We start from the raw sequence: 25,316 nt of genomic DNA, 5'->3' as shown, positions 1-25,316 counted from the left end.
CGAGTGCCTGTCCGTCGAGGACACCCTGCGCGTCCTGGACGGGCGCACCATCCACGCCTTCCACATCGAGGGCTGCGGCGGCGGACACGTCCCCAACGTGCTCAAGATGGCGGGCGTGCCGAACGTCATCGGCTCCTCCACCAACCCCACGCTGCCCTTCGGCCGGGACGCGGTCGCCGAGCACTACGGCATGATCGTCTCCGTCCACGACCTCAAGCCGGACCTCCCCGGTGACGCCGCCATGGCCCGCGACCGCATCCGCGCGGGCACCATGGGCGCCGAGGACGTGCTGCACGACCTGGGCGCCATCGGCATCACCTCCTCCGACGCCCAGGGCATGGGCCGCGCCGGCGAGACCATCCGCCGCACCTTCGCCATGGCCGCCAAGATGAAGGGCGAGCTCGGCCCGCTGGAAGGCGACGGCGAGGGAGACGACAACGCCCGCGTCCTGCGCTACATGGCCAAGCTGACCATCAACCCGGCCATCGCCCACGGCCTCGCCCACGAGATCGGCTCCATCGAGGTCGGCAAGCTCGCCGACATCGTGCTGTGGCGCCCCCAGTTCTTCGGCGCCAAGCCCCAGCTGGTCCTCAAGTCCGGCTTCCCCGCGTACGGGGTCACCGGCGACCCCAACGCGGCCACCGACACCTGCGAACCGCTGGTCCTCGGACCGCAGTTCGGCGCGTACGGCGCCACCGCCGCCGACATCTCCGTCGCCTTCGTCTCGGCCGCCGCGGCCGCCCTCGGGAGCGACGAGATGCCGACCCGCCGGCGCCGCGTCGCCGTCCGCGGCACCCGCGGCATCGGCCCCGGGAACCTCCTCCTCAACTCCCGGGTGGGCGCGGTCGACGTGGACGCGCGCAGCGGCCTCGTCACCCTCGACGGCGACCCGCTGCGCTCCGAAGCGGCCGACTCGGTCTCCCTCAACCGCCTGTACTTCTTGTGATGCGGCACAGCCTGTACATCAGCACCGCTTGTACGTCGCACAGCCTTTAAGGACCCTGCCATGACTGCAAAGCCCACGGACCACGGCTTCAAGATGCCCGCCGAGTGGACGCCCCACGAGCGCACCTGGATGGCCTGGCCGAGCCCCAACCCGACCTTCACCAACGAGCAGGAGCTCGCCGAAGCCCGCGAGGCCTGGGGCGCCGTCGCCCGCGCGGTGCGCACGTACGAGCCCGTGACCCTGGTCGTCTCGCCCGGTGACGCCGAGAACGCGCTCGCACACGTCGGCGACGACGTACAGCTGGTGGAGCGGGAGCTCGACGACGCCTGGATGCGCGACATCGGCCCGACCTTCGTCACCAACGGGGCCGGCGAACTGGCCGCCGTGGACTGGACCTTCAACGGCTGGGGCGCCCAGGAGTGGGCCCGCTGGGAGCACGACTCCAAGATCGCCCGGCACGTCTCGGACCTCGCCGGCACCCGTACGTTCAGCACCCGGCTGGTCAACGAGGGCGGCGCGATCCACGTCGACGGCGAGGGCACCGTGCTCCTCACCGACACCGTGCAGCTGGGCGCCGGGCGCAACCCCGAGTGGACCCGCCAGCAGGTCGAGGAGGAGATCCACGCCCACCTCGGCACCACCAAGGCGATCTGGCTGCCCTACGGTCTGGCCGGCGACTACGGCACCTACGGAACCCAGGGCCACGTGGACATCGTGGCCGCCTTCGCCCGCCCCGGCGTGGTGATGGTCCACACCCAGCCCGACCCGGCCCACCCGGACCACGAGCGCTGCAAGACCATCGCCGCCATCCTGCGCTCCTCCACGGACGCGCAGGGCCGGCGGCTGGAGGTCGTGGAGATCCCGGCGCCGACCGTGCTGGAGGAGGACGGGGAGTGGGTGGACTACTCCTACATCAACCACTACCTGTGCAACGGCGGCGTCGTGCTGTGCTCGTTCGACGACCCGCGCGACGAGGAAGCCGCCGAGATCTTCCGCGGCCTGTTCCCCGAGCGGACCGTGACACTGGTTGACGCACGTACGATTTTCGCCGGGGGTGGCGGTATCCACTGCATCACCCAGCAGCAGCCGAAGGTCTGACCCTGACCTGCAGCCATGGGTTTTGACCTGGGCAGACATCCTTTTGATCTAGCGGATCCTGGCGGTTCCTAGCGGATCCACGCGGTTGTTCCCCTTGATCAACTCCCATCTGTCTCCCATGGGGGTGGACTGAATCGAACAAGCCGAAGCCGGAGTGCTCACCTTGGGGGGTGGACTGCACTCCGGCTTCGGCGTTCTTGGGGAGTTGTTGCCGCCGGCCGGCCGCCGAGGGGGTACCGCAGCCGACCGGCGGTCATCTCCGGGATTGGGGCCTCGCTATGGGCTCCCAATCGGAATGAGTCAGTGAAGCGGCTAGATAGCTGCTGACTTATGATGATCTTCGGTTCAGTTTTTGTAGGTGCGTCCCGCAGACCAACCCGACTGGATCCTCGATGCCCGCCGACGGGTAGGCCTGAGAATTCGTGACGCCCGGGTGGGTGTGAAAATGACGCAAGAGGAATTGGCGCACTGCGCCGAGGTGGATCGCTCCACGGTTCAACGGGCCGAGCTTGGTCAGAATGATCTCAAGCTCAGCCACCTCTTCCGTATTGCAGCCGCCCTCCGCCTCCCGGCGAGGGATCTCATGCCGTAGCACCCCTATGCCCAGTTTCGGCCACGGGGAACGCTCTCATCCTGCCTGGCATATGCCAGCCCGGGAAGGGTGTGGCGCGCATTTATCTACACGCTGGGTTCGCACCCCGTGCGAATGTGTAACTTTTGCCAGGCCTGTCCTGCTCGTCGCCCCTGTCACGGGTCGAACCTACGAGCGAGTAGGTCCGGAGTCAACCATTCCGCAGAGTGGGGTCTGGCTGGTACCCGCCCCTCCCGTAGCCGCCGCAGCAGGAGGGGCGGGAGTCAGGGGGTGGCGGCCGGCCGCAGGCTGGACGCGAGGTGTCGCACGACCCGGGCGAGGCCGCGGGTGTAGGTCCAGTTCGCGATGCCTGCGGTCGTGCCCGTCGGCCCGGTGGCGGTCAGGTACTCCCAGTCTCGGATCGCGTTGACGTAGGCCGCCCGATCGGCTTCGGGGAGGGTCTCGATGGCTGTGATGGCCTGCTGCCCGTAGGTGAGTAGCTGGTCTGTCAGGCGGGCGACCTCAACCGGCGACGGCATCAGGCCGTAGGGGCCAAGGGCTTGCGTGATGACGGCGTCGAGGCCGTCGCCGTCCAGGGGTTTTTGGGGTGTCACAGTGGCTGTCCCTGCTCTCCGCGGCGGGTGGTGGTGCACAGCGTGGCCCGAATGCGGACGCAGGGCGAGGACGTCAAGCGGCCTCTTGCTGGCCGCTTTGCGGACGCATGAGGTCTCATGTGGGTGATTCGTGGCCTCAAGGCGGCCCCGCTGGGAGACTTGCCACCGCCCCTACGACATACGGAGGTTGGGATGTCCCGACCGCAAGGCAATGCGCGCCTGAGGGCGGCGCGGCAGGCAGCCGGGTACCGCTCGCAGCAGGACCTCGCCGATGCCCTGGCTCGCCGCGGGATGAGCGTCAGCGCCCGCCAGGTACGCCGCTGGGAGTCCGACAACCCGCCGATGCCGTACTCGGACCTTCAGCGTGCTCTCGTCGACCTGCTGCACGTCACCAGCATCGAGGATCTCGGTTTTCCGGCCCCGACGGGTGCGGATGCGGGCCGGGTGCTGCGGACGCCTCCGGTGGCGCCGATGGCCGTCCCGAACGCGGCGCAGCCGGCTTCGGCGGCGTCGGCTTTCGCCACGGTGACCCGGGCGCATCGGCGCCTGTACTGGACGGTGGCTCCAGCCACGCTGCATCCGGCGGTGGCGGCGCACGCGACGCTCGGCGCCGCCCTGCTTCCGGCGACGGCCGGTGTGATCCGCAGGTCTGTGGCGGCGGCGCTCGCCGAGTCCTGGCTGCTGGCCGGCCGCATCGAATTCTTCGATCTGTCCGAGCCGGGCCGGGCGCGGGAGACGTGGCTGCGCGCGTTGCAGGCCGCTGGTGACGCGGACGATGCGCTGCTCGGGGCGGCGATCCTCGCCCATACGGCGTTCGTGCCGGGCTGGGCGGGTGACCGGGCGGGCGCGGTGGAGCGGATGGCGATGGCCCGGACGTCGGCCCGGCGCGGTCCTGCGTCCGCGGAGCTGCTGGCGTGGCTGGACGCGGTGGAGGCCGAGTGCGAGACCCGCTGCGGCAACACGCGGACGGCCTTGAATCTGATCGCGCACGGCGAGGACGTCCTGGCGGCTGGTCGCGAGGATCCGTCCCCGGAGTGGCTGGACTGGTTCAGTGCGGTCCGTCTGGCGGCGTTCAAGGGCAACGTGCAGCTGCGTGCCGGCCATCTGCCGCAGGCCCGGGAGACGCTGCTCGGCGTGATGGCGGATCTGCCGGCTGACGCGGACAAGCAGATGACGGTCGTCCTCGGCGACCTCGCCGCGGTCGAAGCGGCAGCCGGTCAGCCTGAGGCGGCCTGTGACTACGCGGTCCGTGCCCTGGATCTACTGGAGACGCACTGGTACGCGACGGGTATGGAGCGGGTGTGGGGGGTACGGCGCGAGCTCGCCCAATGGCAGGGCGAGCCGTGCGTTCGTGCTCTCGATGACCGGTTGTACAGCTGGAGTGCGATGCTCAGCGCTCTCGCGAATTGAAGCCGCTGATCAGTGCGGGGAGTTCGAGGAGGCTGTCGACCCGGAAGGTCGGCAGTTTCTTCGCTTCTTCGGTGTCCCATTGGATGGTGGCCCAGGGGCCGCGTCGGATGAGCGCGGTGTGCATGCCGGCCTTCGCGCCGGGGCGCAGGTCGTTGTCGACGCGGTCGCCAACGTAGAGGATCTCCTCCGCCGCGAACGGGACGACCTTCGCGACGCGGACGAAGAACTCCGGGTCGGGCTTGCTCGCGCCCCAGTCGTCCGAGGTGCCGATCAGGTCGACGTCCTTCGTGAACAGGTCGCGGAGCAGGCCGCCGGCGCGCACGGTCTGGTTGCCTGCGATGCCCAGCCAGAGGCCCGCCTCGCGGAGGGCGGCGAGCGCGGGACGGACGTCGGTGTAGAGGTCGTCCTCGCCGAACCATTCCGGCTTGCCGGCGGCGGCGCGTGCATCCCGCTGCTCGGTCAGGTCGAAGCCGGGCTGGAAGGCCTGGAACACGTCGCGGTAGTCCCGGCCCTGGGCGATGACCGCGCCGAACATGGCGGCGAAGGTGTGGCGGGGGACGCCGAGCCAGTCGGCCCACGTCCCGTACTCGCGGGTCTCGTCTACCAGGCATTCGCCAACGTCGAAAACGACAGCTCGAATCATGGGCTGATCCTATGGGCGGCCGGGGTCGACTGTCGGTCCTGATCGCTATCCTGTGCGACATGATCCCGACCCCTGAGGCTGCCGAGCTGAACGAGGCGATCCGTGCCCTCGTCGCCCGCGGCGAGGCCGGGTCGGAGGAGTACCAGCGTCTCCTCGCCGCATGGCTGCGGGCGACTGTCGTACCGGCGGCCTGACGTGCGTCCGCCCCACCGGGCGCTGTCCCCTGGGGCGGGGTCCGATGGGGCGGATGAAGCACGAGGCGCAGCTTTTGCCTCAACCCGTGAATGGGATACGGACAGGCTAGCGGCGGCCACTGACAACGGCGTGCGCCGATCGACGTAGACTCGAACATGTGTCCGATGCTCAGCCGTCCCGTCTCGCCCTGCTCCGCTTCCTGGAGCGGGTGCAGCTGCAGGGCCTGGAGCGGACCCGCAGCTGGATCGCCGCCGAGGAGCAGCGGCTCGCCGAGCTGTCCGCGCGCCTGCCGCCCGCCCCGCCCGCCGAGTGGGAGCTGGAGCTCGACCTGGGCCGCCGGCCGACCACCGTGCACGTCGGTGGCTGCACGATGGGCGGCAAGGGCTTCCGGCGGCAGGCGCTGACCAGGGACGCGGCACTCCGAGCCCTCGGCGTTGACCAACTGCAGGCCTGCGAGTGTTGCCGGCCCGACGCGGAGCTCGGCGTGCTGGACTGACCGGCCCGTCGCACCCTGGATCCATGGAGCATGCGCCGATCCTCGTGCACCGGATCTCCCCGTCGGGTGGCCGGCGGGTCGTGATCCGGGTGCACGGTGTCGACACCGTCCTCGGCGTCGCCTACAGCGACCGCCCGACGACCTGGTCCTCGGCGACTCGGAGGTCATCGCCTGGCAGGGCGGGAAGCCACACGTGTACGAGGAGCAGCCGGACGCCGAGGCGTAGGCGCGCGGCAACCCTCCCGTGGGGAGCCGGGAGGGCGCTGGGCCCGGGATGGTCCGGAGTCACACCGTAGACCCGCAGGCAGGCGGGCCGGTAGGCATATGACAGAGCAAGATTCCGGACACGAAGAAGCCCGCCCCCGCTGGATGCGGAGGCGGGCGTCCGAGCCGAGGTCAGGATTCTGCGGACAAGAGCTCTGCCAGTTGAGCGATCGCTTCGGGCGGGAGGTTGCGACGCAAGGCCTTGGCCACGTTCTCGGGGCTGTCGGCGGGGATGGTGACCATGCGGCGTCGGAAGCCGGCTTTCACCATGGCGGCGTGGGTGGTGAGTGCGCCCGCGAGGACTTCGGCATGGAGGTCGGGGCGGTCCTTGCGGAGGCGACGGAGGCCGGCAGCGCGGGAGGTGCCTGAGGGCGCGCTCTGAGAGTCATCCTCCGCCCGCCCTTCAAGTTGTATGTTATGCAACTTGAAAGCTTTAGAGTGCCTGTCTCCACCATGCTGCCGCTGCGTCGCGGCCTCCAGGAGCCCCTGAGCTTCTGAGCGCTGGGCCGGGTCGTCGATCGACTCGACCAGCTTCTCGATCAGACGCATCGAGGCGCCCAGTCCTTTCAGTGGCTGCTTGATGACGAAGTCTTCGAACCGGTCGTACCGGACAGCCTCCCCCCGTTGGGTAACAAACTCCCGCCAGGACCCCTCACTGAGCACGCGGACCAGTAGTGCAGGGCCCGTCTTGAGACCGTGCTCCCCGCTGCGGAGGGAAGACCCAAGCGCCTCGACCAGGGCAGCGTTCTTCTTCGGGTTCCCCGTCACGCCTCGGCCGCCCATCCTGTGAGCGTCTTGAGCATCGCCTCAAGTTCCTCGACGGTGGCCTTGGACCGCTTGGGGTGGCCGGCACGAAGCAGGTCGATGTTGATGTCCTTCGGCTGGACCCGACGCCGGTACGCGACTTTGCGGGCGAGGGTCTCCACTGCCTGCCTCAGCATCTTCTCGCGCCGGTAGTGCGGGATCTCGGCCTCTCGCGGCTGCGGTACGGGCTGAGCTGTGGCTACGACCTGAGCCTGGGAAGCCTGGGCCCGTAGGAGCGGAACCAGATTCGCCGCGTAGGCCCGAGGGATGCCGAGCTCCTGGGCCTTTGCCTGCGCGGACGCGAGCTCCTCAGCCGAGACTTCGTCTCCCTGAAGGATGGCGCGGTCGAAGACGGACTCGGATGCGGAGAGGGGCGTCCGGAAGTCCAGCATGCCCTGCCCGCTGGATCCCCCGCCTTCCTCGCGGTCCTTTGCATCCTCCTCGGCCGCGATCTCCAGCTGGTGTCGCAGCTCCTCTTCGATCTCTCGTGCGTGCCGCATCAGCTCGGGCACGGCCGGGATGATGAGGCGGGCGTTGATCTCCTCGTTGGGCCTGGTGCGGACGAAGCGGCCCACGACTTGGCGGTAGAAGAGCGGGGTCTGCGTCTTGGAGGCGTACACGCCGACGGCCAGGCGGGGGATGTCCACGCCTTCTGAGATCATCTTGACGGCGACGATCCACCGCCCGGTACCTCGTCGGAACTGGTCGATCTGAGACTTGGCGATCCTGCTGCCGGGGTCGGCCTTCGGGTCCGATACCACCACGGGCGGGCGGGTGCCGGTGATTTGCTGCAGGAGCTCGGCGTATCCCTGGGCCAGCCACTGCCGTTCTGCGATGACCAGGCCTGCCGCGTCGGGCACGTCTTCTCGCACCTCGGTCAGCATGGCGTCGGCCTGCGCCAGGATGGACGGCATCCAGGCGTACTTTGGTTCGTACACCGTGTCGAGGGCGGCGGACACGTCCTCGTCGGGCATGTTGGCGCCCAGCTTGGCGGTGAACTCGACACTGACGTGGGACTTGCCGTTCTCCTCGATGGTGGAGCGCCGCACTCGGGCGGGGTCGGTCCATCGGGCCTCGCCGTCGTAGGCGTGGAACTCGATACGCCGGCAGACGCCATCCGCCACTGCCGCCCCGTACTCGTAGGCGTAGTCGACGGCCACAGTCCCGTCCGTGTCGTAGCGGACGAACGGGATCGGGGACGTGGCGTCCCGTCGCCATGGGGTGCCGGTCAGGCAGAGGCGGTGCACGGCAGGTTCGACGGCGGTCCGTAGCGCCTCGCCCCAGGACTTGTTGTCGCCCGCGTGGTGCACCTCATCCAGGATGACGAAGGTCCGGCGGCGCATGGCGTGCCGCATAAGGCTTCCGCCGGTGCCGAGTAGCTGCTGGTAGGTGACGACGCATCCGGTGTAGCCAGCCTTGTTGTAGCCGTCGCTGTCGCCGGGGGCGACCGGGTAGAGGGGCAGCCCTGCGGCCGAGGCTTCGTCTGCCCACTGAACACGCAGGTTGTCGGACGGAGCGACCACGGCAACCCGGTCGACTATGCCGCGCTGCAGGAGGTCCTGAGCCAGGTACAGGGAGAACTTGGTCTTTCCTGCTCCGGGCGTCGCAGAGACGAGGAAGTTCTCGGAGTCGGATGCATAGAAGGCGTCTACGGCGCGGCGCTGCCACTGGCGAAGCTGCATCAGCTGCTTGGAACCCTTCTTCAGGTTGCATGGGGCACAGAGCGCTTGTCCGTTGAGGACGTCGGTGGGGCCGTCGAGGGAGTACGGAGTCACGTGGTCGGCGTGCCAGCCAGATTCGAGATCGGTGCCGCAGCGGGTGCAGTACCCGTCAGCGGCGAGGTACAGGGCGGCGCGTTCGCTGGTGCTGAAGCGGCGCCGCGTTGGCGTGTCTGGTGGTTCAGGCATGGCGGAACCCTTCTGGGGGTGGGGCCCGTGCCCGGACGTAGCCGGATATTCACCAGTGTGGCAGCGATATGGCTGACGCATATGCAGAATGGCTGATCTTCCGATTGACAGCAGAGGCCTACACAGCAGAACGCCCACCCCTCGCGGGGTGGGCGCATGGAACAGCTCAGCCGTCCTCGGCCCTGCGGACCTCCCGGGACGCTGCTACATAGAGGTCGGCTACGTCTCGCGCCGATCGGCCTTCAGCCCATTCAGTCAGGATGCGGTGAGCTGCTCCGACGGTCTCGGCGGTTCGCCCGGCAGACCAAGAGCGGTCCGGCCAGCTGGTGCTCACAGCCGGATCGATGACGCGGGCTGACGCGATCAGGGCGACGCCCCACGAGAGAACGTGCTCAGGGGTGACGATGGCGGCGTAGTCGTCCGGGTCGGCCGACCCGTAGACGCCCTTGCAGAGTCCAGGGATGGCGCCAGCAGGCGCCGCACCTGCCGCATCCAACAGAGCGGCCGAGACAGTTGGAGCGGTGGACAGGAGGGCCAACTCTGCTGGAGACATACTCATGACTTCTCCTGGTGGGAGTCGTGAGCGCTCAGGGCCTGCGAGATGGCGCCGATGCTCGGATTCTTTCCTTTGTTCTTGCCCTCGGCGATCCGCAGGTGGGGCTGGATCTGCCGCAGGGTGAAGCCCTTCTCCTTCAGTGCTACTGCCTGGATGGTGAGGGCTTCCGTCATGACCGGCCTGCGCCCGCCGACCCGGCCGCGCGCCCGCGCTGCGACGAGACCGTCCTTGGTCTTCTTGACGATGTCGCGGCGTCGCTCCGATGCCAGCACTAGGGCGAGTTCGAGCAGGAGATTCATCTCCTTGTGCTCGCCGGCGCCGACGCCGTCCAGCACCTTGACGGAGATGTTCCGCTGGAAGAGCTCGGCCAGGGTGGTCAGGCCGGTGAGGGTGTCACGGCCGAGTCGGTCGACTTCCTGGACGCAGAGCATGTCGCCGTCGCGGAGGTAGGCCAGGGCGGCGCTGAGCCCCGGTCGCTCGTCGACGGAGAGCTTGCCGGACACCTTCTCTTCGAAGACCTTGACGCAGATCGGGTCGAGGGCGTCGTGTTGTCGGTCGACGTTCTGCTTGTCGGTTGATACGCGGACGAGTCCCACGAGTGCCACGCGGCCTCCAATTCATCAAACGCTTTGGATGAGTTCTTGAACGCTAGCAGTTGATGAAACGTTTGATGAAGGCTTTGGGTGAACTCGCTGACTCCGCAACGCGACTTGTTCAGCCTGCGCAGCTAACGACCGATTGATGAACAGCCATCCGAAGCTGGACCCACCTGACTCGCCAGCCGTAGGGTCGGCCCCATGCAGATGCATGAAGCGATTCAGGTCCGCCGCGAGTGGGCCGACAAGGGCAGCCCTCCGTGCGAGCATCCCCAGATCGAGAAGGAGTACCACCTAGGCAGCGACACTGGCGACAAGGTCTGCACGACCTGCGGCCAGTGCTTCTTCAACGGCAAGCCGGTCTAACAGAGCAAAGCGCCCCCGCCGCGCGAGCGGCAGGGGCGGTCATCCGTATGTATGGCATCTTATCTGGGTCGCGATCCTCAACCGGGCCTCGGTGCGCCGGGGTTGTCGCGGGCGCCGGTCGGCAGGCATGACGAAAGCCCCCACCCTCGAAGGGTGGGGGTCGCCTACTTCTCCTCGGTCGGCTCGGGTTCCCGCTGGACCCACTTGGTGATGGCGTCCACGACGGCTGGGTCCAACTTGGCGAGTTCGGCGATCGCCGCGGCGTCGGCTGGTTCGGGCTCGATGCCTGCTCCGGCAAGCGCCTCATCCAGGGCGGCCGCGTTAGCCTGCTCCTCCGGCGGTGGTGCCGGCGGTTCGTCAGGTGGCGGCTGCGGCTGTTCCTCGAGGACGCCCATGTCGACGAGCGTCTCGACATCGGCCATGAGCGGCTGGCGGCGCGGCGGTGCCGGCCGCGGGGCGGGCGCTTCGTCGCTCATACTCGCACTCCAGTTCTCACACGTCGCTGCGCTCGAGGACACGAGCGGCGCGGGCCGACATGGGACGTGATGCTGGCGGTTCTCCGCCGGACTTGCGGATGTAGGCGACGAGGTCTCGGATGCGCACCAAGGCCCAGGCGATGGCCTCATCGTTCTCGGCGAGGCGCTCCTGCTGTGCCGCGGCCTTCGTCTCGCCCTGCTCCACGCGCCGCTCTAGGCGTTCGATGGCTCTGCCTTGCTGCTCGCTGATCGCCACGAAGTCGTCGCGGTTCTCCTGCCGCTTCGATCTCCGCGCCGCCCGTCCGGCGAACGCGCTGGCTACGGCGGTAGCTCCCGCGAGTCCGACCTGCGCCCACATTTCAGCACTCATAGGGTGGCTCCGCTTTCTTGGCGCGGGGCGGCTCGGGCCACCCTGCTGCCACGAGGACCGGGACGGTAATCACCGCCCACACGGCTGCTGCCACCCAGCCGCGGGGAAAGTCCCCGAACGCCCAGGCGGCGAGGTACGACACCATCCACGGCACCACCACGAGTGGCAGCACGATGAAGGCGGCAGTGTCACGGCCCGGCGGAGCCCACGCACTTACAAGAGCCACAAGACCTGCGGCGATCCAGCACCAGCCCCAGAACTCCAGGGGCTGGATGCTCAGTACGAGCTGGAGCCCGCGCTGGTCGGGTTGGGGAATCGTCAGCTGCCCGTACCCGTACAGGAGCCAGACGAGTCCGTAGCTCGTGAGGATGGTGCCGCGGCGGCCCAGCTGACGCCTGAGCCGCCGGACCGCACGGCACCGCACCTACACGCCCGTGAGCGGGCGCTGCACCGCGGCGGCCGGTGCCGGGGCGGTGATCTGCGTCCGGTCCCACATGGCGACGACGGCGGACGCGGCGGCGAGGACGACGGCCTGCTGCTCGGCAGACCAGTCCAGGCCGAAGCCGACGGCGAGTGCGAGGACGGCCTGGGCGAGGCCGAGGACGGCGGCGCCGATCGCGTCGTGCGCCATCACGGCGAGCGCGAGACCGACGAGGGCCGCGGCGACCGCGTTGATGACGGCCTGCTGATCGGAGGAGACGTCCAGTCCGAACGCGGCGAGGAGCTTCACGACGATGGCAACCAGGCCCAACCAGAGCGCGGGCTCTCTCTTGAAGATCATGGCGGTTCCTCTCAGCCCCTCAGGGCCTTGTCGTAGGCGAAGAGCTGGTCGTACTGGGCGTCCCCGTCCGATGTTCCGGGGATCCAGTAGTCGATGGCCGGGCTGCCCCAGAGGGCGTACTCGGCGGCGGTGATCCGGCGGACGTAGCCGCTGGGCCAGATCCCGAAGACGGCCCTTCCGTCGCCCTGCTGAGCCTGCCCCTTGACGAGGATCAAGCCGGCCGGCTTGGTGAACGTCGGTGCGGGCGGCGTGGTGGGGGGCGTGGTCATGGTCAGACTCCGATCGCTCGGTAAGCGCGCGGCCGGCGATACCGGGGCGCGGGGGAAGGGGTGGGGGTTACGGGTGGCGTCGGGGCGCCTCCTGCGGCCAGCAGGGCTACGCGGTCGATTGCGCCGGGATCCCAGTGATCGTTGCCAGGAATGTTGGAGTGGCCGTAGTGCCCGCCGCGGGACAGCCAGACGGCCAGTGACCGGGGCGAGTCGTCGCTGTACGACTGTGCGAGACGCCCGGCCGGCCAGTCGTCCGGGATCCCCCAGGACCGGATCGCCCGCAGCAGGGCGCGGAAGTTGGGGCCGGGCTTCCAGTAGCTGGTGAACGCGGTACCGGCTTTTGCCATGACCTCGATCTGGATGCACACCAGGCCGGTTCGGTTGGTCCGGACAGACCCCGCGTTGACCAGGGCCTTCGCCGACTTGTTGAGCGGGCCGAACTGGCCGAGCCGGTCGGTGCGCGGGTCGTACAGGATGTGCGGCTCGTAGTTCTCGGACATCAGGTAGTCGGCCGTGCCCTGGAAAGCGGACTCGGTTCCGGCACTCCCCTCCGTGGTGTGCCAGACGGCGCGCGGCGGGTTGTTTGGGGTGTCCATGGCGCCGGAGCCGGCGATGTTGCCGTCCCCAAGGCGGGTGGCCTCGGGGATCCAGATCTCGCCCATCGGCGATACCTCCTGGGCGTGCGGAAGCCCCGGCCAAGACGGTCCGGGGCTTGAGTGGGTCAGGTGTGCAGGAACTCGATCAGGATGGACGCGGCCGTGCCGCTCGGTACGTCGGTGCTGAGGGCGCCGCCGGACTGTTGCAGTGCGGTCATGGTGATCTGCCGGCCGGCTGCCAGGTTGGCGATGCAGGTCCGTTCCTGGAGGGTGCCGACGTTGGCGCCGACCGCGCCGCCCTGAGAGCCGGGGATCTGGGTGCCGTTGTCGTTGAGCCACATCGTGCGCCAGCCGCCCCCGCCCGACGCGACCCACGACACCATGGCCGTCAGCCGGTACTTGCCCGCGACCGGCGTCAGCCAGTACTTGCCTGCCACGTTGAGTCCGGAGGTGTCGTCGAGGATCGCGGTGTTGATGTTCACCAGGGTGGAGGTGTTGTGCGGGACGGACTGCGCGGATGCTGCGTACACGAACGCGGAGAACCGGTCGATTATCCAGGCGCTGCCGTCGTAGTACGTCCACAGCTTCTCGGTGGCCAGCCAGGCGCGCATGCCGGCGGCCGGGCTGGTGATGGCGGCCGCCCGCGCGGCCGCGTTCGTGAACCGCATGTTGCTCTGGCCGACTGCCCCGGCAAGGCCTTGGGCCAGGACCTGGGCGTTGGGTGCATCGGTGAGCGCGGCGACTTGAATGCCCTGCCCGTAGGCGTCTGTGGTGCTCACATGCACCCCTTTCTAGGTGAGGCGGAATGTGGCGCCGTCGAGGGTGGCCCAGATGGCGGTACCGGGAAAGTCTGTGATCTGGATCGTTCCGTCGGTGTTGACGTCAAGGGCGCCGTTCACGCCCGGGTTGACGATCGTCGAGAACCGGGCCTTCTGAGCGGGTCGGGCGGTGGCCGGCAGGGTCGCGATGGTGGAGGTACCCGTGGTCGAGCCGGGCGCCTTGGCGAGGCCGGACAGGGAGACGGTGCCGTCGCCGTTGATGCGGTAGGCCGGCGAGTAGTGCGGTGCCCCCCAAGCTGACCAGGTGCCGTTGTAGGTAAGCGCCTGCCAGGTGCCTGCGGTGGTTGAGGGTGCGACGCGGCCCAGGGCCAGCCAGTTGCCGTTGCCGGAGACGGTGAGGACGATCGTCTCGCCGACGACAGGCGTGACGTAGAGGTCGGTACGGCGGGCGACGATGCCATCGGTCGTGGTGACGGTGCCGGTGGCCTGGATAGAGGCGACGAGGGCCAGCCGCCAGTCCGACCCTCGGATGCTCGGGTCCTGGTCGGACGCCTGCCGAACCTGACGGGAGAGGACATCAGCGAGGTCTGCGGCCGCCTGCTGGACGGAGCTCACGCGCCCTCCTTCGCCGAGATCGTCCGGATCGTGAAGGCGCCGCCGACGTCCAGAGGCACGGGGAACGCGGCGACCTGGTGGAGCTCGGCGGTGCCGTCTTCGTAGACGACTCGCAGGACATCGCCCGTTTCCAGCGCCGGGTTGGGGAGCGTGGTCAGGTCGGCGGACGCGTTCGCAGCCTGCGCCTGCCGCAGGTGCAGCGTCGCCGCCAGCGTCGCCTGCAGCGAGGTGAGGATCGCTGGCGAGGTGACCGGCGTCGGGTCCAGGCGGTGCCCGTAGGGGCCGTCCCAGTAGGTGGGGCTGCCAGGGTCGGAGTCGACGACGAGGACCTGGAAAGGGGCGATGCCCGCCTCGCTGTTCTCGCCGCGGCCGAGGACGCCGTTGTAGACGCCCTCGCTGCTCATGCCGCGTGACGCCTGCACGTAGGTGCCGCCCTCGGCGGCCGACACCGTCCAGACAGGGGCCGTCGTCAGGACGTCCGGGAGCTCCTCCAGGACGAAGGACGCGTCGCCGTCGACGTATGCCTCCGCGCCGATAACGGAGGCCAGTTCCTGGACCGCGGCCCAGGGATCCCCGCCGACGTCCCAGGTGCGGGCGGCTATCGCGGAGTCAACCAGCGAACCGACGACCACAGACGCTGTGGGGATCGACCGCTGGATCAGTGCGGTGATGGCGCTGACGGCTGTGCCGGTCGCCCGGTAGGGGGCGCTGAACCGGTCGTCGGACACGACGATCTCGAGGCCGTTGCCCGTGATGGTGACGGGCCCCTCGTCGACGTCGCCGCTGACGTCGTCGATGCGGAACGTGCCCAGCGGAACGGTCTCCTGGGAGCCGTCGCTGTACTGGACGCCGCGGCTGATCCGCAGCCGGGCGCCGTAGATACTCACCCGGTCCGCGGCGGTCCGCGGGATCAGGGACGGGTCGGCCACGGTGACCGTGCAGGTGCGCCGCACGGACCGGTTGCGGTCCACCGAGACGCTGCCGCCGACGATGGCGAGTGCCTCCTCGCCGCCGTCGGTACGGATCAGGACCACCTCGGTGACCACGTCATGCGATTCGGCGATGGCCTGCAGGAAGCGGTCCGATACGGCGTACATCAGGCTCCGATCTTCCGGTCCAGGAACACGTCCTCCCAGGTCGCGTACTTCGACAGCACCTCGGCCCAGGTCGCGTTCTCGGTCAGGACGTCCTGCCAGGTGCGGTCCGCCGAGCTTGCGACGCCGACAGTGACCGGCAGGTCGACCTGCTTGACGGGCAGTTGCCAGGTCCGCCACGGATCGGTGGCCATCCCGGAGTGTTCCTCTGCGGCGGCGCCGATGGCGATGTACATGTCGTCGACGCCGTGGCCGGGGGCGGCCTGCCACAGCAGCACCGACCCGGAGTCGAGCAGCCGGTGCAGGGCGGCCCGCTCCTCGTCGGTCTGGGTGTACACGACGAGAGTCCCCTCCAGACCGCCGCGGACGTCACTGAGGACGACCGTGTTGCGGCGGCGCCGGACCCTGAACTCGGCTTGCGTGACCGGGCGGGTCCACGACGGGGCCTCGGCCATCATGACCTGCATGTTCCGGTCGGGGCGTCCCGGGTCCTTCAGCCACGCGTACTGGGCGTCGCCCGGATCGAGGGTGACGCTGTCACTGGTGCGGGCCTCGGGGGTTGCGCCGACACTGTCCGCGATCTCCACGTAGTACGTCACCGGCACCCCGAGCGGGGCCTCGGCGTCCTCGATGATGTACTGGTCCGCGGCGATCGTCTCACTCTGGATCAGGCCTGACGAGCCGCGGACCAGAGTCCGGGTTCCGTCTGCGGTGACACGCCACACCGTCAGCAGGTAGCCGACGGTCAGCTCTCGCAAGGTCAGCGTCACCACCGCGGTCGCATCGTCGCCTGCCACCTCGATCAGGGGCAGCGCCTCCCACACCTGGACGGCGTCGATCCGCAGCGCCGACGAGGTAGCCGTCGCCGTCAGGGTCAGCTCTACCGCCGCCTGCGTGGCCAGCGCCGGCGCCGTCCCGCTGTGCGTGAGCACCCACCAGTCCGGTGTAGGCGCAGCCGCCGACGTCGACGAGGTCAAGCCGAGGCTGTTGTTCGCGGCGTCGTACCAGCGGATGTGTCGCTGGATCGTCCAGCCGCCTGCTGTGACGTTCGTGTACAGCTGCAGCCGGAAGCTCTTTCCCGCCGCAGAGCCGGCCGGGAATCGGGCGCTGCGGATGGTGCTCGCGGTGGCCGTCGCCGACGACACGGTCAGGGAGTAGGCGCCGTCGATGGCGTAAGCCCCCCATGGTGTGGACCGGGCCAGCGTCGCGACGCCGCTCGTCGTGGTCCAGCCAGCGACGTCCCTTTCGAAGGAGGCGTCGGCGTAGGGGATGATGCTGCCCTGGCGGATCACGGGCGCGGCCGCGATGACGGCACCGTCGATACGCATCACCTGGGCGGCTGTGCCCGAGGTGATACCGACAGCGAGCGTCGCGTAGGCGGTGGTAGCCGGCGCGGCCGCCGATACCCGCTGCTCGTAGTAGCCGGTACCCGGCGCCGCCAGGTTCGACCGGGTCGCGGTCAGCAGGACATCCGCAGCCGTGTAGAACCGCAGCTCCACCCAGACAGTCGACCCGGACGTCGGCGGGCTGAGGTAACACCGCCCCATGTACTCGACGCCCGCAGTCGCGGCAGGCTTCTCGGTCACCTTGGCGGCCGCGTTGCCGTTGGCGGTCACGGTCAGTGCCAGTACCTGGCCGCCTGCCAGGTAGTAGTCGACCGGCCACGACACCATGGGCGCCTGCCGGGCGACGCTGCAGTTCGTCTCCGCCACCCACTTCAGGGTGGCGTGCTCAACGCCCTCCGCGTCCGCCGACAGCAGGTTGCCTGTGGTGCGCATCGGCACACCCAGGTAGACGTTCTCGAAGTGGTTGACCACGCTGCCGGCCGCCGGGGTTGCCGAGACCACCACCTGCACGTCGGACGTTCCCAGCGGCGGCGTCCCGGAGACGGCGATCCGATGCCAGGTCGCCGATGCCGTGGCCGTGGACAGGGACCAGGTGATGCTGATCTCCGCGTTGAAGACGTTCATCCAGCGCAGCCCGATCCGTTCCGGGACCGTGGCCCCGGAGGCGTCCGCGAACGCCTGGTACTCCTGCCCGGGGGTGACCGGGTAGGAGGAGAACGTGCGAGCCTGCATCTCGCCAGCGGCGGTCGAGGACAGGCGCAGAGTCCCGTCCCCCGACCGTCCGCCAGTGCCCTTCGAGATCGTGCAGTTCAGCTTCGCCAGCCAGCCCGACGTGTTCGGATCGACTGTTTCCGTGACCAGCGACAGCATGTTCCCGGGGATCGCCATCGGTTACCCCCTCCGTCCAGGCTGGGTTGTCTGACGCAGCTGGCGCATCCCGCCCACCACGCGGGCATCTGCCCGGGTGTCCACGTAAGCGTTGAACTCCTGGCCGTCGACGACGAGGGTCAGGTGGTCACCGGCAGCGAGCCCTCGATTGGCCGCCGCCAGCGAAGAGACCGCCTGCCACTGGGGGGCGGTGAGGATGGCCTCGGGCCGGCCGGTCGCGTTGACCGCGGTGGTGACTCCTGGCTGGAGCCAGCCGCCGTCGTCGTACTTCCGGAGAGCGGGCGCGAAGCCGTACCGGTCGTGGAACAGGGGCGAGTTGTACCCGCGGGCGCGGGCACCTACGACGACGCCGTCCCCGCCGCGGGACTCCACATTCATGCCGGCGAGGGTGCCGGCGGTGTGGCCGACTCCGTCATTGGTGATGCCGATCATGAATGGGCTTTGCAGGTTGCGCTTCCAGCCGGCCGGAGCCGTGTCCCCCTGGAAGGAGAACGTGCTCCACAGGCGGCCGCCGGGGCTGAGGCCCTGGATGACCTTCTGGATGCCGGACATGAACCCGCTGCAGTCCCAGGACGGGTCGCCCGCACCGCCCCATTGGTAGGGTTTGCCGGCCTGCGAGCGGGCGAAGCCCATCGCTGCGGCGACGCTGCCGGAGGCCGAGCCGCCGATCAGCCCCTCGGCGGCGGCAACGACCTTGTCTTTCAGCGCCTGCAGCATCTTGATGGGGAACTGGCTGAGTGCCTGCGCCCACTGCGAGCCGGTCAGGTTGGAGCCGATCTGGTCGCGGATGAACTGGGTCGCAACGTCCCAGGCCTTGCTCGGACTGGTCATGAACTCGATGCCGTCCATGAGGGCGCCGCCGATCTGGCGGGCCTTCCCGGACAGCCAGTCGACGACACCTCCGTCGGCGTATCGCGGGATGCCGACGGCGCCGCCCCTCGCGAAGGCCGAACCGCCTCGCGCCGCCTGTGCTCGGAGAGCTTCGACCGCCGCGTGACCGCCGGCGCCCCGCACCTCGGCGGCCGTCCACACGTGCTCACCGTTGGAGAGCAGTGCGGGGATGGAGTCCGAGGTCGCGGTGCCAGCGCCGAAGACGGAGCCGCCGGTGGCGAAGGTGAGAACGCCGAGCTTGCCAGCGCCGGTGAAGTCGGCAACCTGATTCCATACCTTGCGGATGCCGTTGTTGTAGACGGTGTCGATGATGAACTGGACGGGCTTGCGGGTGATGTCCTTCAGCCCCTCCCAGATGCGGCCGATCGCGCTGACCCCCGTGTCGAAGGAGTCACGGACGTAGCCAACGCCCTTCGAGACGTTGTCGAAGGCCGGCTTGATCCAGTTCTGCCACACCCACTTGATCGCGGTTCCGATTCCGTCCCACGCCGGTTTGATGGCGTTCTGCCAGAGCCACACGGCTCCGTCGCCGACGAGGCGCACACCAGCCATGATGCTGTTGAACACGGGCCTGATGCCGTTCGTCCACAGCCACATTGCGCCCGCGGCGATGCTGTCCCACGCAGGCTTGATCGCATTCATCCACAGCCACATGGCCGCTGAACCGACCGCTCGGATCTGCGTCATGAAACCATCGAAGGCAACCTTGGCCCCGCCCCAAAGCCACAGAGCTGCCGCCACGATGCCGGAGAACGCCGGCTTCACCGCCGACTCGTACAGCCAGAGGGCGATGGCGCCGACCAGCTTGAACAGGAGGTAGAGGGGTGTCAGGACGGCCGTGGCGACGATCGTCCAGAGGTACTGGGCGGCGGTCACGATCGGCCCGAAGGCCGGCTTGATGCCGTTGTTCCAGAGCCACAGAGCTCCCGCCGCGGCCAGTTTGAAGGCGATGACCAGGCCGTCGAAGATCGGCTTGAGGACGTTGTTCCATGCCCACAGGGCGGCTGTCTGGATCCCGACCCAAGCTGCCTGCACGATGGCCCGGAACGTCTCGGACTTCTTGTAGGCGATGACGATCGCCGCGGCCAGGGCGACGAGCGCGATCACGATCAGGGTGATCGGGTTCAACGCCATGACTGCGTTGAGGACCGCCTGCGCCGCAGCGAACCCGTTGGTCACCGCAGTGCCGAGCAGGATTGCGCCACGGTAGATGGAGAACACGGCGGTCACGGCCGCGGTCGCGATGGCCTGCGCGTTCAGCGCCAGGGTGAGGCCGCCGACGAGGATGGCCGCCGGGAGCAGCCAGACACCCCACTCGCGCAGCCAGCCGATGACGGCGATGCCCACCGTGAAGAGCCCCTTCAGGGCAGGCACCAGCACCGCCGCGACCGCGGAGGCCACGGCTGTGATGGGCGGCAGGAGGTCACGGTTGAAGGCCTTCGCCACGTTCAGCACGACGGGCAGCGCTTCGGTGCTGAGGAAGTCGATGAAGTTCTGCTTGATCGTGCGGGCGAAGACCTCGAGTTCGTGGCTCGGCCCGGAGTGGATCGTCTTCCCGAGCTCGTCAGCCGCGCCTGTCACGCTCTCAAATGCGAGCGTCGCCTCGGAAGGGTTCAGCTCGAACAGAGCTTGACCCAGGTCCTCGGCCTGCGTACCGAAGAGGCCGACCGCGGCGGCGTTCCTCTCGACCGGGTCCTTCATTTCCCGGAGCTTGTCGAGAACCAGTTGCAGGCCGTCGCCTGCCTCGTCGCCGCCCTTCGCGATCTGCAGGCTCATCGCCTCGGCGTCGAGACCGATCGCCTTGTACGCGTCCTGCGAGGACTGGGACATGTCGATCGCGCGGATGCCGAACTCCTTGAACGCGTCCGCGATGATGTCCGTGTCCCGGGCGCCAGCGATGATCCCCTGGTTGAAGAGGCCGATCGCTTCCTTGCCGTCGATGCCCAGCTTCTTGAACTGGATCGAGTACTCCTGGAACGTCTCCAGGAGGTCTTCGGCGTTGGGGCCCAGCTTCTGGAATCCGGTCGTGATCAGGTCGAGCGCGTCCTCGGCGGACGGCGCCACGCCGTTCTTGAACATGGCCGCAACGGCCTGCGTCTGCAGTGACATGTCGAGCCCGAACGTCGTTGCGACGTCGGACATCTTGGCGGAGAGGGATTCGAGCTGCGCGTTCGTCGCATCCGGGGTGACGAGGCCTGCGTTGACGATGGATCGGATCGCCTCGGCGCCCTGCTCGAAGGACTCCGTGATGCCCTTGCTGTACAGCTGACCGGCGACCTTGCCGTACCGGGCCGCATCCTTACCGGTCGCGCCAAGCTGGGCCTGCAGGGTCGAGGTGATGTTCGCCTGCTCGATCGCCTCCGTGATCCCCGCGATGAGGATCGCGCCCGCAGCCGCGCCGGCGGCGGCAACGCCGACGAGCAGCTTCTCCTTCAGGTTGCCGCCCGCGGCTTCGCCGGCGTCCCCGCCCGCATCCTCGGACGGGCCGACGAGCTGGCTGCGCAGCTCGTCGGCGATACCGCGAACGGAGGGGATGATCTGGATCGTTGCGTAGCCGACGTTCGGCACCCGGCCACCCCCAGTCTGGTCAGGCGATGCGGCCGGCGGCGATCGCCTCGGCGCGCTCGCGCCTGCGTGTACGGGCGGCCTCAAGCCGTGCGGATCGGTCTCCGCCGGTGGCTTTTGCGCGGGCACTCTGCAACCACCAGCGCGGGTAGGGCTTGGGCGCCTTCGGCAGGTTGGACTTCTTGTCGACGTTGCTGGCGACGATGTGCCAGTCGACGTTCTGGAGCATGTCGAAGACGTCGGCCAGCAGGACCGCCTCAGGGGTCGGTTCGTTCCGCCCCTCGTTCAGGGCCGTCCTCAGGCGCGAGTTTGGTGGGAGGCCCTGAACGAGGGAGCCCAGTTCCCGCCATGTGAGCTCGCCGGTGTAGAGATGCCGGAGGCGGACGCCGGGATAGGTCGCCGGCAGGTCCGCCTCGAGGGCTCGGCCGTGCCTCCGGATCAGTTCCCGGAGGCCGCGGATTCCCCCGGCTCCAGCCCGCAGTGCTTGCGGTAGGCGGAGAACAGGGCCTTCATCTTGTACTGGGGGAGCTTGAGTTTGCGGAAGTCGGTCCACTGGTCGGCGAGGGAGATCTGGAAGACGCCGATCATCGCCTTGATCTCGCCGCCCTCTGCGGCTTCCACGAGGTCCCAGATGTCCAGGCTCTCGAGGTGCGCGAACTCCCAGCGCCGGTCCTTGTAGTGGACGCGGAACGGCGTGAGTGCGACCTCGGATTCGACAGCGTCGAGGTTGAAGTCGAAGGGCTGGTTGTCCGGAGTGGTCGCGGTTCGGGTGGCCATGGGTCACTCGCTTTCGGGTCGCGGTTCGGGGCGGATGACCTGCACGGAGGCGGCCATCAGGGTCAGACGGACGGTGCTCACTCCGTCGGGGTTGAGGCCGATGTCCATCGGCTGCGCCGCGACGAGCCACGGGAAGTGCTCGCCGTCGACGAGGATGGAGCTGCCGTGGATGACGATCTCCTGGGCGAGCTGCGGCTCGGGGGCCTGATGCCGTTCGGCGGCGTCGCCGTAGGCCATGGCGGCGACGACCTTGCCGCGCAGATGGCGGGGAAGGTCGGCGCCATCCTGGATGAGGCCAAGAGACACAGCCTTGTCGTGGATCTGCTGGTCGGTGTAGCTGATCGGCACGGGGCCTCCTCGCGGTTCGGGTGGTGCACCGGGGCGCGGCCGAACCGCGACAGAACTTCCGCGCCCCGGCGATCAGCTGACCGTCACCGCGCAGGTGTCGGAGAAGCCGCCGTAGCTGGCCGTGATGGTCGCGGAGCCGGTGGCGACCGCGGTCACGTAGCCGTAGGCGACAGTCGCCTTGGTCAGGTTGGACGACACCCACGACGCAGACGCGGTGACATCGGCGGTGGAAGCGTCGTCGTAGGTCGCGGTCGCCGTGAGTGCGCCGATCGCTCCGACCGCGAGGGTCTTGGTTGCGGGAGCGACGTCCAGGGCGGTCATCGTCGGCGTGCCCTGCCGGTCGAAGAGGACACCGCCGCCGGTGGGGTAGATCGTCGCGACGAACGTCATCGACTCGAGGTCGGTTTCGTTCTCGCCGTGGTCGCCGTCGAGTGAGATCTCCGCGTAGTTCGCGCTGATCAGGCGGCGGACCTTGCTGCCCTCGCGGGTCTCGAACGCGACGAGGACCTTCGCCGGTCGCGGCACGATGATCTGCGAGGACGTCGACCCAGGCCACAGCAGCGAGAACGTCGTGTCGTTGTCCTCAAGCGCGGTGAACGACTTCGTCAGCTTGAAGTGATTGCGGCTGGTACGGACGAGGATGCCGCCCCACGCGAACTTGTCGTCGGTGTCCTCGTCGCGGGACTCCGGGAAGCCGTCGTCTCCATCGAGGAGGCCGACCAGATCCCAGTCCACACCGAACGGGGTGCCGGCGTTGGCGGGCAGGGTCGCGGAGAGATTGGGCGAGATGTAGACGTCCGCGTCCGTCCACAGATTTGCCTTCAGCGGGTCGCCGGCCACGGCGTCCTCCTTCATTGGGTAAAGGGTTGTCGTCGCAGTTCGGCGGACGAGATCAGGCGCTGAGCACCTGGGGCTTGACGTTGGCGAGCACGGTGAACGTGGAGAGGTCGATGCCGGAGGCGGCTCGCTCCGCGCCCTCGTCGACCGCTGGCATCGGGCCGGTCCCGGGGCGGACGCCGCGGATGACCGATCCGGAGTGCACCAGCAGCAAGGCCTGGCAGAGCATCGCCAGGTCGTGCGCTTGGTCGTCGTCCTCATGCCAGACGGTGACCCGCAGCGTGCACCGCGCGTTGGCCATCGAGGAGTGCGGGAAGTCGGAGTCCTTACGGACCATGACGTAGGGCAGGTGCGGCGTCTCGGGCGAGCGGTCCCCGGGAACCCGGGTGCCGACCGTGACACCGTCCACGAACCCCTCCGGCCTCCCGGCCAGCGCCGCCCGTAGTACAGACGCGCCGGCCGCTTGGACGTCACCGAAGACGACGAGCGGCTTCATCGCTCCACGGCCTTGACCTCGAGGCCAGCCTGCGCGGCTGCACGGGTGAGGATCCCGTCGCGTGCCTGCCACGCCATGCCGCGGACGTCGGCCACAACGACCGTGGCGGCGCCGCGGTCCGTCGTGTACCGGCGCACCTCGATTGGGACGCCCGGGCGAACCAGCGGCTTGACGTTGTCGGCGACCTGCTGGGCGTAGCCGTCGACCAGTTCACGGACCGCCTGGCCCTTGAGGAGTTCGCGGACGCCGGCACTATCCAGCTCGAACTTCTCCAGCATGGCCGCCTCCTATCCGGTGGCTCGCTTCATCTTGAATTCGACGTGATGGACGGAGTCGGTGAACAGGTCCGGCCAGCGAGCCACCTCGCCGTCGACCTCGAGGGTCATGCCGTCCCACTCGATGCGGTCGTCGGCCCGGATGTCGGGGCTGGTGCCCTCGTCGGATTGGACGTGCCAGCCGGTGATCTTTGACGTGCGGGTCTCGTCGTGGGCTTCCTGCTGGACGCTGGGCTGGATGTTGACGCGGGTCACCGTGATCCGGGTGGCGGTGCCCCAGTCGGGGACCGTGTTGCCGCCGCGGTCTGTGCGCGTGCCCGCGCGCACCCGCACCAGCGACTGGTTGAACATCATCAGGTGTCGCTCCCGGTCTGCACCTGATGGCGCCTCACGGCATCCGACCACGAGCTGGTGACGCCCGTTTCGAAGGTCACCGACTGCCCGCCGACCGCCTTCGACTTGACGCCTGGATCGGACCTGAAAGCAGCGCGGGCCTGCTCGATCACCGCATCGGCGATGTCCTCGGGGATCTCCGCCCAGCCGTGGCTGTACGTGACCTTGAGACATCGGAGGCGGGCCGGCCACACCTGGCAGTCCAGGCGGCGCAGGATGCCCGCCTCCGACCATGAGTAGTCGGTGCCCGCGACGAGCCCCTCGTCGTCCAGGAGAACAGCTGTGACGGCGACGGTGGGCCAGACCGGCAGGAGCAGGGACTCTCGCCCATTGCCGTCGAGGACCACCTCGTCCCCCTCAACGAGGTTGACCTCGTGCCGGACGGCGCCCCGGAAACGGCGGGACGCAGAGCGCAGGGTTGCCAGCAGCAGAGGATCGTCGGCCGGAACGCGGAGCCAGGTGGCCAGCTCTGCGGGATCGGCCAGCGGAGTGTCAGTCGCCACCACCCGCACCGCCCTTGCCTCGAGGCGCACGCGCCTTGTTGGCCGCGGCAGGTCGCGCCTTGTTCGGATCCGGGGAAGCCGCCTTCGCGCTGCTGCCCGACTCGATGAGGTCCTCGTCGGACAGGCCGTGGCGCTCGGCGTCCTCCGCGCTCAGCTTGAGGACGGACTCGCTACCGCCGGCTGAGACGTACCGATACTTCCTGAGCGGCCCGCGCATCGCGGCCACCTCCTCAATGTCCTGACCGAAGGGCGTGACGGTCGAGGGCGGGCCGCACGTCGCGTGTTCGGAGCCGCACGGGCACCGCCCTCTGGCCGTCTGCCGGGTGAACAGGGTCACGGCGCAAGCTGGCCGGACGTCCGCATCGCGGCGAGCAGCGCGTTGACCTTGGTACGGAGTGCCAGGTAGTCGGCGCGCAGGGCGTCGTACTCGGCCTTCGTCGGGTTGGCGCCTGCAGCAACCACGGAGGTGGCGGCGGCCGCGTCGGCTACCGCTGCGGTCTGCTTGCCCTCTCGGGCAGCGCCGGCTCCTGCGTTCAGGTAAGCCATGTCGA

General features: G+C 68.9%; 33 protein-coding genes. 7 read left to right on the top strand and 26 right to left on the bottom strand.

The window, feature by feature from the left end:
- The 3 genes from ADK52_RS25690 to ADK52_RS44610 form a co-directional block, all read left to right on the top strand.
- Positions 1 to 946: urease subunit alpha (locus ADK52_RS25690; protein ID WP_159046032.1), on the top strand; the 946-nt coding region annotated here is incomplete at its 5' end.
- 60 nt (positions 947 to 1,006) lie between these two features.
- Positions 1,007 to 2,044: an agmatine deiminase family protein gene (locus ADK52_RS25685; protein ID WP_053692199.1), complete on the top strand. Its 1,038-nt coding sequence runs from the start codon at positions 1,007 to 1,009 to the stop codon at positions 2,042 to 2,044.
- A gap of 358 nt (positions 2,045 to 2,402) precedes the next feature.
- The gene (locus ADK52_RS44610; RefSeq protein WP_078988592.1) at positions 2,403 to 2,636 is read left to right on the top strand and encodes a helix-turn-helix transcriptional regulator; all 234 of its coding nucleotides are present in this window, start codon (positions 2,403 to 2,405) and stop codon (positions 2,634 to 2,636) included.
- A gap of 263 nt (positions 2,637 to 2,899) precedes the next feature.
- Here the strand turns inward: ADK52_RS44610 and ADK52_RS25680 are convergent, their stop codons facing one another.
- Positions 2,900 to 3,229: a DUF6415 family natural product biosynthesis protein gene (locus tag ADK52_RS25680; RefSeq protein ID WP_053692198.1), complete on the bottom strand. Its 330-nt coding sequence runs from the start codon at positions 3,227 to 3,229 to the stop codon at positions 2,900 to 2,902.
- 192 nt (positions 3,230 to 3,421) lie between these two features.
- Here ADK52_RS25680 and ADK52_RS25675 point away from each other — a divergent pair, with 192 nt between their 5' ends.
- Positions 3,422 to 4,639 (top strand): hypothetical protein, encoded by a 1,218-nt coding sequence (locus ADK52_RS25675; RefSeq protein WP_053692197.1) that lies wholly within the window; start codon positions 3,422 to 3,424, stop codon positions 4,637 to 4,639.
- On the opposite strand, the gene ADK52_RS25670 is transcribed toward ADK52_RS25675, so the two are convergent.
- Positions 4,620 to 5,282, bottom strand: coding sequence for an HAD family hydrolase (locus tag ADK52_RS25670; RefSeq protein WP_053692196.1), 663 nt, complete (start codon positions 5,280 to 5,282; stop codon positions 4,620 to 4,622). The two genes, ADK52_RS25675 and ADK52_RS25670, sit on opposite strands and share 20 nt — an antisense overlap.
- 59 nt (positions 5,283 to 5,341) lie before the next feature.
- On the opposite strand from ADK52_RS25670, the gene ADK52_RS44605 reads away from it, so the two are divergent.
- Positions 5,342 to 5,476 carry a hypothetical protein gene (locus tag ADK52_RS44605; protein ID WP_267887289.1) on the top strand — a complete coding sequence of 45 codons (135 nt, stop codon included), beginning with the start codon at positions 5,342 to 5,344 and terminating at the stop codon, positions 5,474 to 5,476.
- Between the two features lie 158 nt (positions 5,477 to 5,634).
- The gene (locus tag ADK52_RS25660) at positions 5,635 to 5,973 is read left to right on the top strand and encodes a DUF6233 domain-containing protein (protein WP_063783936.1); all 339 of its coding nucleotides are present in this window, start codon (positions 5,635 to 5,637) and stop codon (positions 5,971 to 5,973) included.
- 396 nt (positions 5,974 to 6,369) lie between these two features.
- On the opposite strand, the gene ADK52_RS25655 is transcribed toward ADK52_RS25660, so the two are convergent.
- The 3 genes from ADK52_RS25655 to ADK52_RS25640 form a co-directional block, all read right to left on the bottom strand.
- The gene (locus ADK52_RS25655; protein ID WP_159046031.1) at positions 6,370 to 7,005 is read right to left on the bottom strand and encodes a hypothetical protein; all 636 of its coding nucleotides are present in this window, start codon (positions 7,003 to 7,005) and stop codon (positions 6,370 to 6,372) included.
- Entirely contained in the window at positions 7,002 to 8,948 is a 1,947-nt protein-coding gene (locus ADK52_RS25650) for a DEAD/DEAH box helicase family protein (protein ID WP_159046030.1), read from the bottom strand. The genes ADK52_RS25655 and ADK52_RS25650 overlap by 4 nt, the downstream gene beginning before the upstream one ends.
- A 555-nt stretch (positions 8,949 to 9,503) precedes the next feature.
- Positions 9,504 to 10,109 (bottom strand): recombinase family protein, encoded by a 606-nt coding sequence (locus tag ADK52_RS25640; RefSeq protein ID WP_053692190.1) that lies wholly within the window; start codon positions 10,107 to 10,109, stop codon positions 9,504 to 9,506.
- A 198-nt stretch (positions 10,110 to 10,307) separates the two neighbouring features.
- Between ADK52_RS25640 and ADK52_RS43085 the strand changes: the two genes are divergently transcribed.
- Positions 10,308 to 10,466: a hypothetical protein gene (locus ADK52_RS43085; protein WP_199828548.1), complete on the top strand. Its 159-nt coding sequence runs from the start codon at positions 10,308 to 10,310 to the stop codon at positions 10,464 to 10,466.
- 164 nt (positions 10,467 to 10,630) lie between these two features.
- On the opposite strand, the gene ADK52_RS25635 is transcribed toward ADK52_RS43085, so the two are convergent.
- The 21 genes from ADK52_RS25635 to ADK52_RS25535 form a co-directional block, all read right to left on the bottom strand.
- Positions 10,631 to 10,942 carry a hypothetical protein gene (locus tag ADK52_RS25635; RefSeq protein WP_053692189.1) on the bottom strand — a complete coding sequence of 104 codons (312 nt, stop codon included), beginning with the start codon at positions 10,940 to 10,942 and terminating at the stop codon, positions 10,631 to 10,633.
- Between the two features lie 16 nt (positions 10,943 to 10,958).
- Positions 10,959 to 11,312 (bottom strand): hypothetical protein, encoded by a 354-nt coding sequence (locus ADK52_RS25630; protein WP_159046029.1) that lies wholly within the window; start codon positions 11,310 to 11,312, stop codon positions 10,959 to 10,961.
- The gene (locus ADK52_RS25625) at positions 11,302 to 11,736 is read right to left on the bottom strand and encodes a hypothetical protein (protein ID WP_053692187.1); all 435 of its coding nucleotides are present in this window, start codon (positions 11,734 to 11,736) and stop codon (positions 11,302 to 11,304) included. Before ADK52_RS25625 ends, ADK52_RS25630 begins: the two co-directional genes overlap by 11 nt.
- Positions 11,737 to 12,093, bottom strand: coding sequence for a hypothetical protein (locus ADK52_RS25620; protein ID WP_053692186.1), 357 nt, complete (start codon positions 12,091 to 12,093; stop codon positions 11,737 to 11,739).
- Positions 12,094 to 12,104: 11 nt separating this feature from the next.
- On the bottom strand, positions 12,105 to 12,362 hold the full coding sequence (locus tag ADK52_RS25615) for a hypothetical protein (protein ID WP_053692185.1): 258 nt from the start codon (positions 12,360 to 12,362) through the stop codon (positions 12,105 to 12,107).
- A 2-nt stretch (positions 12,363 to 12,364) separates the two neighbouring features.
- Positions 12,365 to 13,024, bottom strand: coding sequence for a hypothetical protein (locus ADK52_RS25610; RefSeq protein WP_053692184.1), 660 nt, complete (start codon positions 13,022 to 13,024; stop codon positions 12,365 to 12,367).
- A 59-nt stretch (positions 13,025 to 13,083) separates the two neighbouring features.
- Complete coding sequence (locus tag ADK52_RS25605; protein WP_159046028.1) at positions 13,084 to 13,737, bottom strand: hypothetical protein; 654 nt, start codon at positions 13,735 to 13,737, stop codon at positions 13,084 to 13,086.
- Between the two features lie 12 nt (positions 13,738 to 13,749).
- On the bottom strand, positions 13,750 to 14,352 hold the full coding sequence (locus ADK52_RS25600; RefSeq protein ID WP_053692182.1) for a hypothetical protein: 603 nt from the start codon (positions 14,350 to 14,352) through the stop codon (positions 13,750 to 13,752).
- Positions 14,349 to 15,449 (bottom strand): DUF5047 domain-containing protein, encoded by a 1,101-nt coding sequence (locus ADK52_RS25595; protein WP_053692181.1) that lies wholly within the window; start codon positions 15,447 to 15,449, stop codon positions 14,349 to 14,351. Before ADK52_RS25595 ends, ADK52_RS25600 begins: the two co-directional genes overlap by 4 nt.
- Entirely contained in the window at positions 15,449 to 17,680 is a 2,232-nt protein-coding gene (locus ADK52_RS25590; RefSeq protein ID WP_053692180.1) for a hypothetical protein, read from the bottom strand. The genes ADK52_RS25595 and ADK52_RS25590 overlap by 1 nt, the downstream gene beginning before the upstream one ends.
- A gap of 3 nt (positions 17,681 to 17,683) precedes the next feature.
- Positions 17,684 to 21,139 (bottom strand): phage tail tape measure protein, encoded by a 3,456-nt coding sequence (locus tag ADK52_RS25585; RefSeq protein ID WP_053692179.1) that lies wholly within the window; start codon positions 21,137 to 21,139, stop codon positions 17,684 to 17,686.
- A 19-nt stretch (positions 21,140 to 21,158) separates the two neighbouring features.
- Complete coding sequence (locus tag ADK52_RS41745; protein WP_053692178.1) at positions 21,159 to 21,365, bottom strand: hypothetical protein; 207 nt, start codon at positions 21,363 to 21,365, stop codon at positions 21,159 to 21,161.
- Positions 21,366 to 21,574: 209 nt separating this feature from the next.
- The gene (locus ADK52_RS25575) at positions 21,575 to 21,913 is read right to left on the bottom strand and encodes a hypothetical protein (protein ID WP_053692177.1); all 339 of its coding nucleotides are present in this window, start codon (positions 21,911 to 21,913) and stop codon (positions 21,575 to 21,577) included.
- 3 nt (positions 21,914 to 21,916) lie between these two features.
- On the bottom strand, positions 21,917 to 22,261 hold the full coding sequence (locus ADK52_RS25570) for a hypothetical protein (RefSeq protein WP_053692176.1): 345 nt from the start codon (positions 22,259 to 22,261) through the stop codon (positions 21,917 to 21,919).
- Positions 22,262 to 22,333: 72 nt separating this feature from the next.
- A complete protein-coding gene (locus ADK52_RS25565; RefSeq protein WP_107090171.1) occupies positions 22,334 to 23,116 on the bottom strand; it encodes an Ig-like domain-containing protein in 783 nt (260 codons plus the stop codon).
- Between the two features lie 37 nt (positions 23,117 to 23,153).
- Complete coding sequence (locus ADK52_RS25560) at positions 23,154 to 23,594, bottom strand: hypothetical protein (protein ID WP_053692175.1); 441 nt, start codon at positions 23,592 to 23,594, stop codon at positions 23,154 to 23,156.
- Complete coding sequence (locus ADK52_RS25555; protein WP_053692174.1) at positions 23,591 to 23,872, bottom strand: hypothetical protein; 282 nt, start codon at positions 23,870 to 23,872, stop codon at positions 23,591 to 23,593. Before ADK52_RS25555 ends, ADK52_RS25560 begins: the two co-directional genes overlap by 4 nt.
- Positions 23,873 to 23,881: 9 nt before the next feature.
- Complete coding sequence (locus ADK52_RS25550) at positions 23,882 to 24,223, bottom strand: hypothetical protein (RefSeq protein ID WP_053692173.1); 342 nt, start codon at positions 24,221 to 24,223, stop codon at positions 23,882 to 23,884.
- A complete protein-coding gene (locus ADK52_RS25545) occupies positions 24,223 to 24,765 on the bottom strand; it encodes a hypothetical protein (protein ID WP_053692202.1) in 543 nt (180 codons plus the stop codon). The genes ADK52_RS25550 and ADK52_RS25545 overlap by 1 nt, the downstream gene beginning before the upstream one ends.
- Positions 24,755 to 25,102 carry a hypothetical protein gene (locus ADK52_RS25540; RefSeq protein ID WP_053692172.1) on the bottom strand — a complete coding sequence of 116 codons (348 nt, stop codon included), beginning with the start codon at positions 25,100 to 25,102 and terminating at the stop codon, positions 24,755 to 24,757. The genes ADK52_RS25545 and ADK52_RS25540 overlap by 11 nt, the downstream gene beginning before the upstream one ends.
- The gene (locus ADK52_RS25535) at positions 25,099 to 25,311 is read right to left on the bottom strand and encodes a hypothetical protein (RefSeq protein ID WP_053692171.1); all 213 of its coding nucleotides are present in this window, start codon (positions 25,309 to 25,311) and stop codon (positions 25,099 to 25,101) included. The genes ADK52_RS25540 and ADK52_RS25535 overlap by 4 nt, the downstream gene beginning before the upstream one ends.
- Positions 25,312 to 25,316 lie beyond the last annotated feature (5 nt).

This window comes from Streptomyces sp. WM6372 (genome assembly GCF_001279655.1).
In the GTDB taxonomy this organism is placed as follows: Bacteria; Actinomycetota; Actinomycetes; order Streptomycetales; family Streptomycetaceae; genus Streptomyces.
The sequence above is the reverse complement of the archived record's forward strand: the minus strand, read 5'-3'. Positions and strand labels throughout refer to the sequence as shown.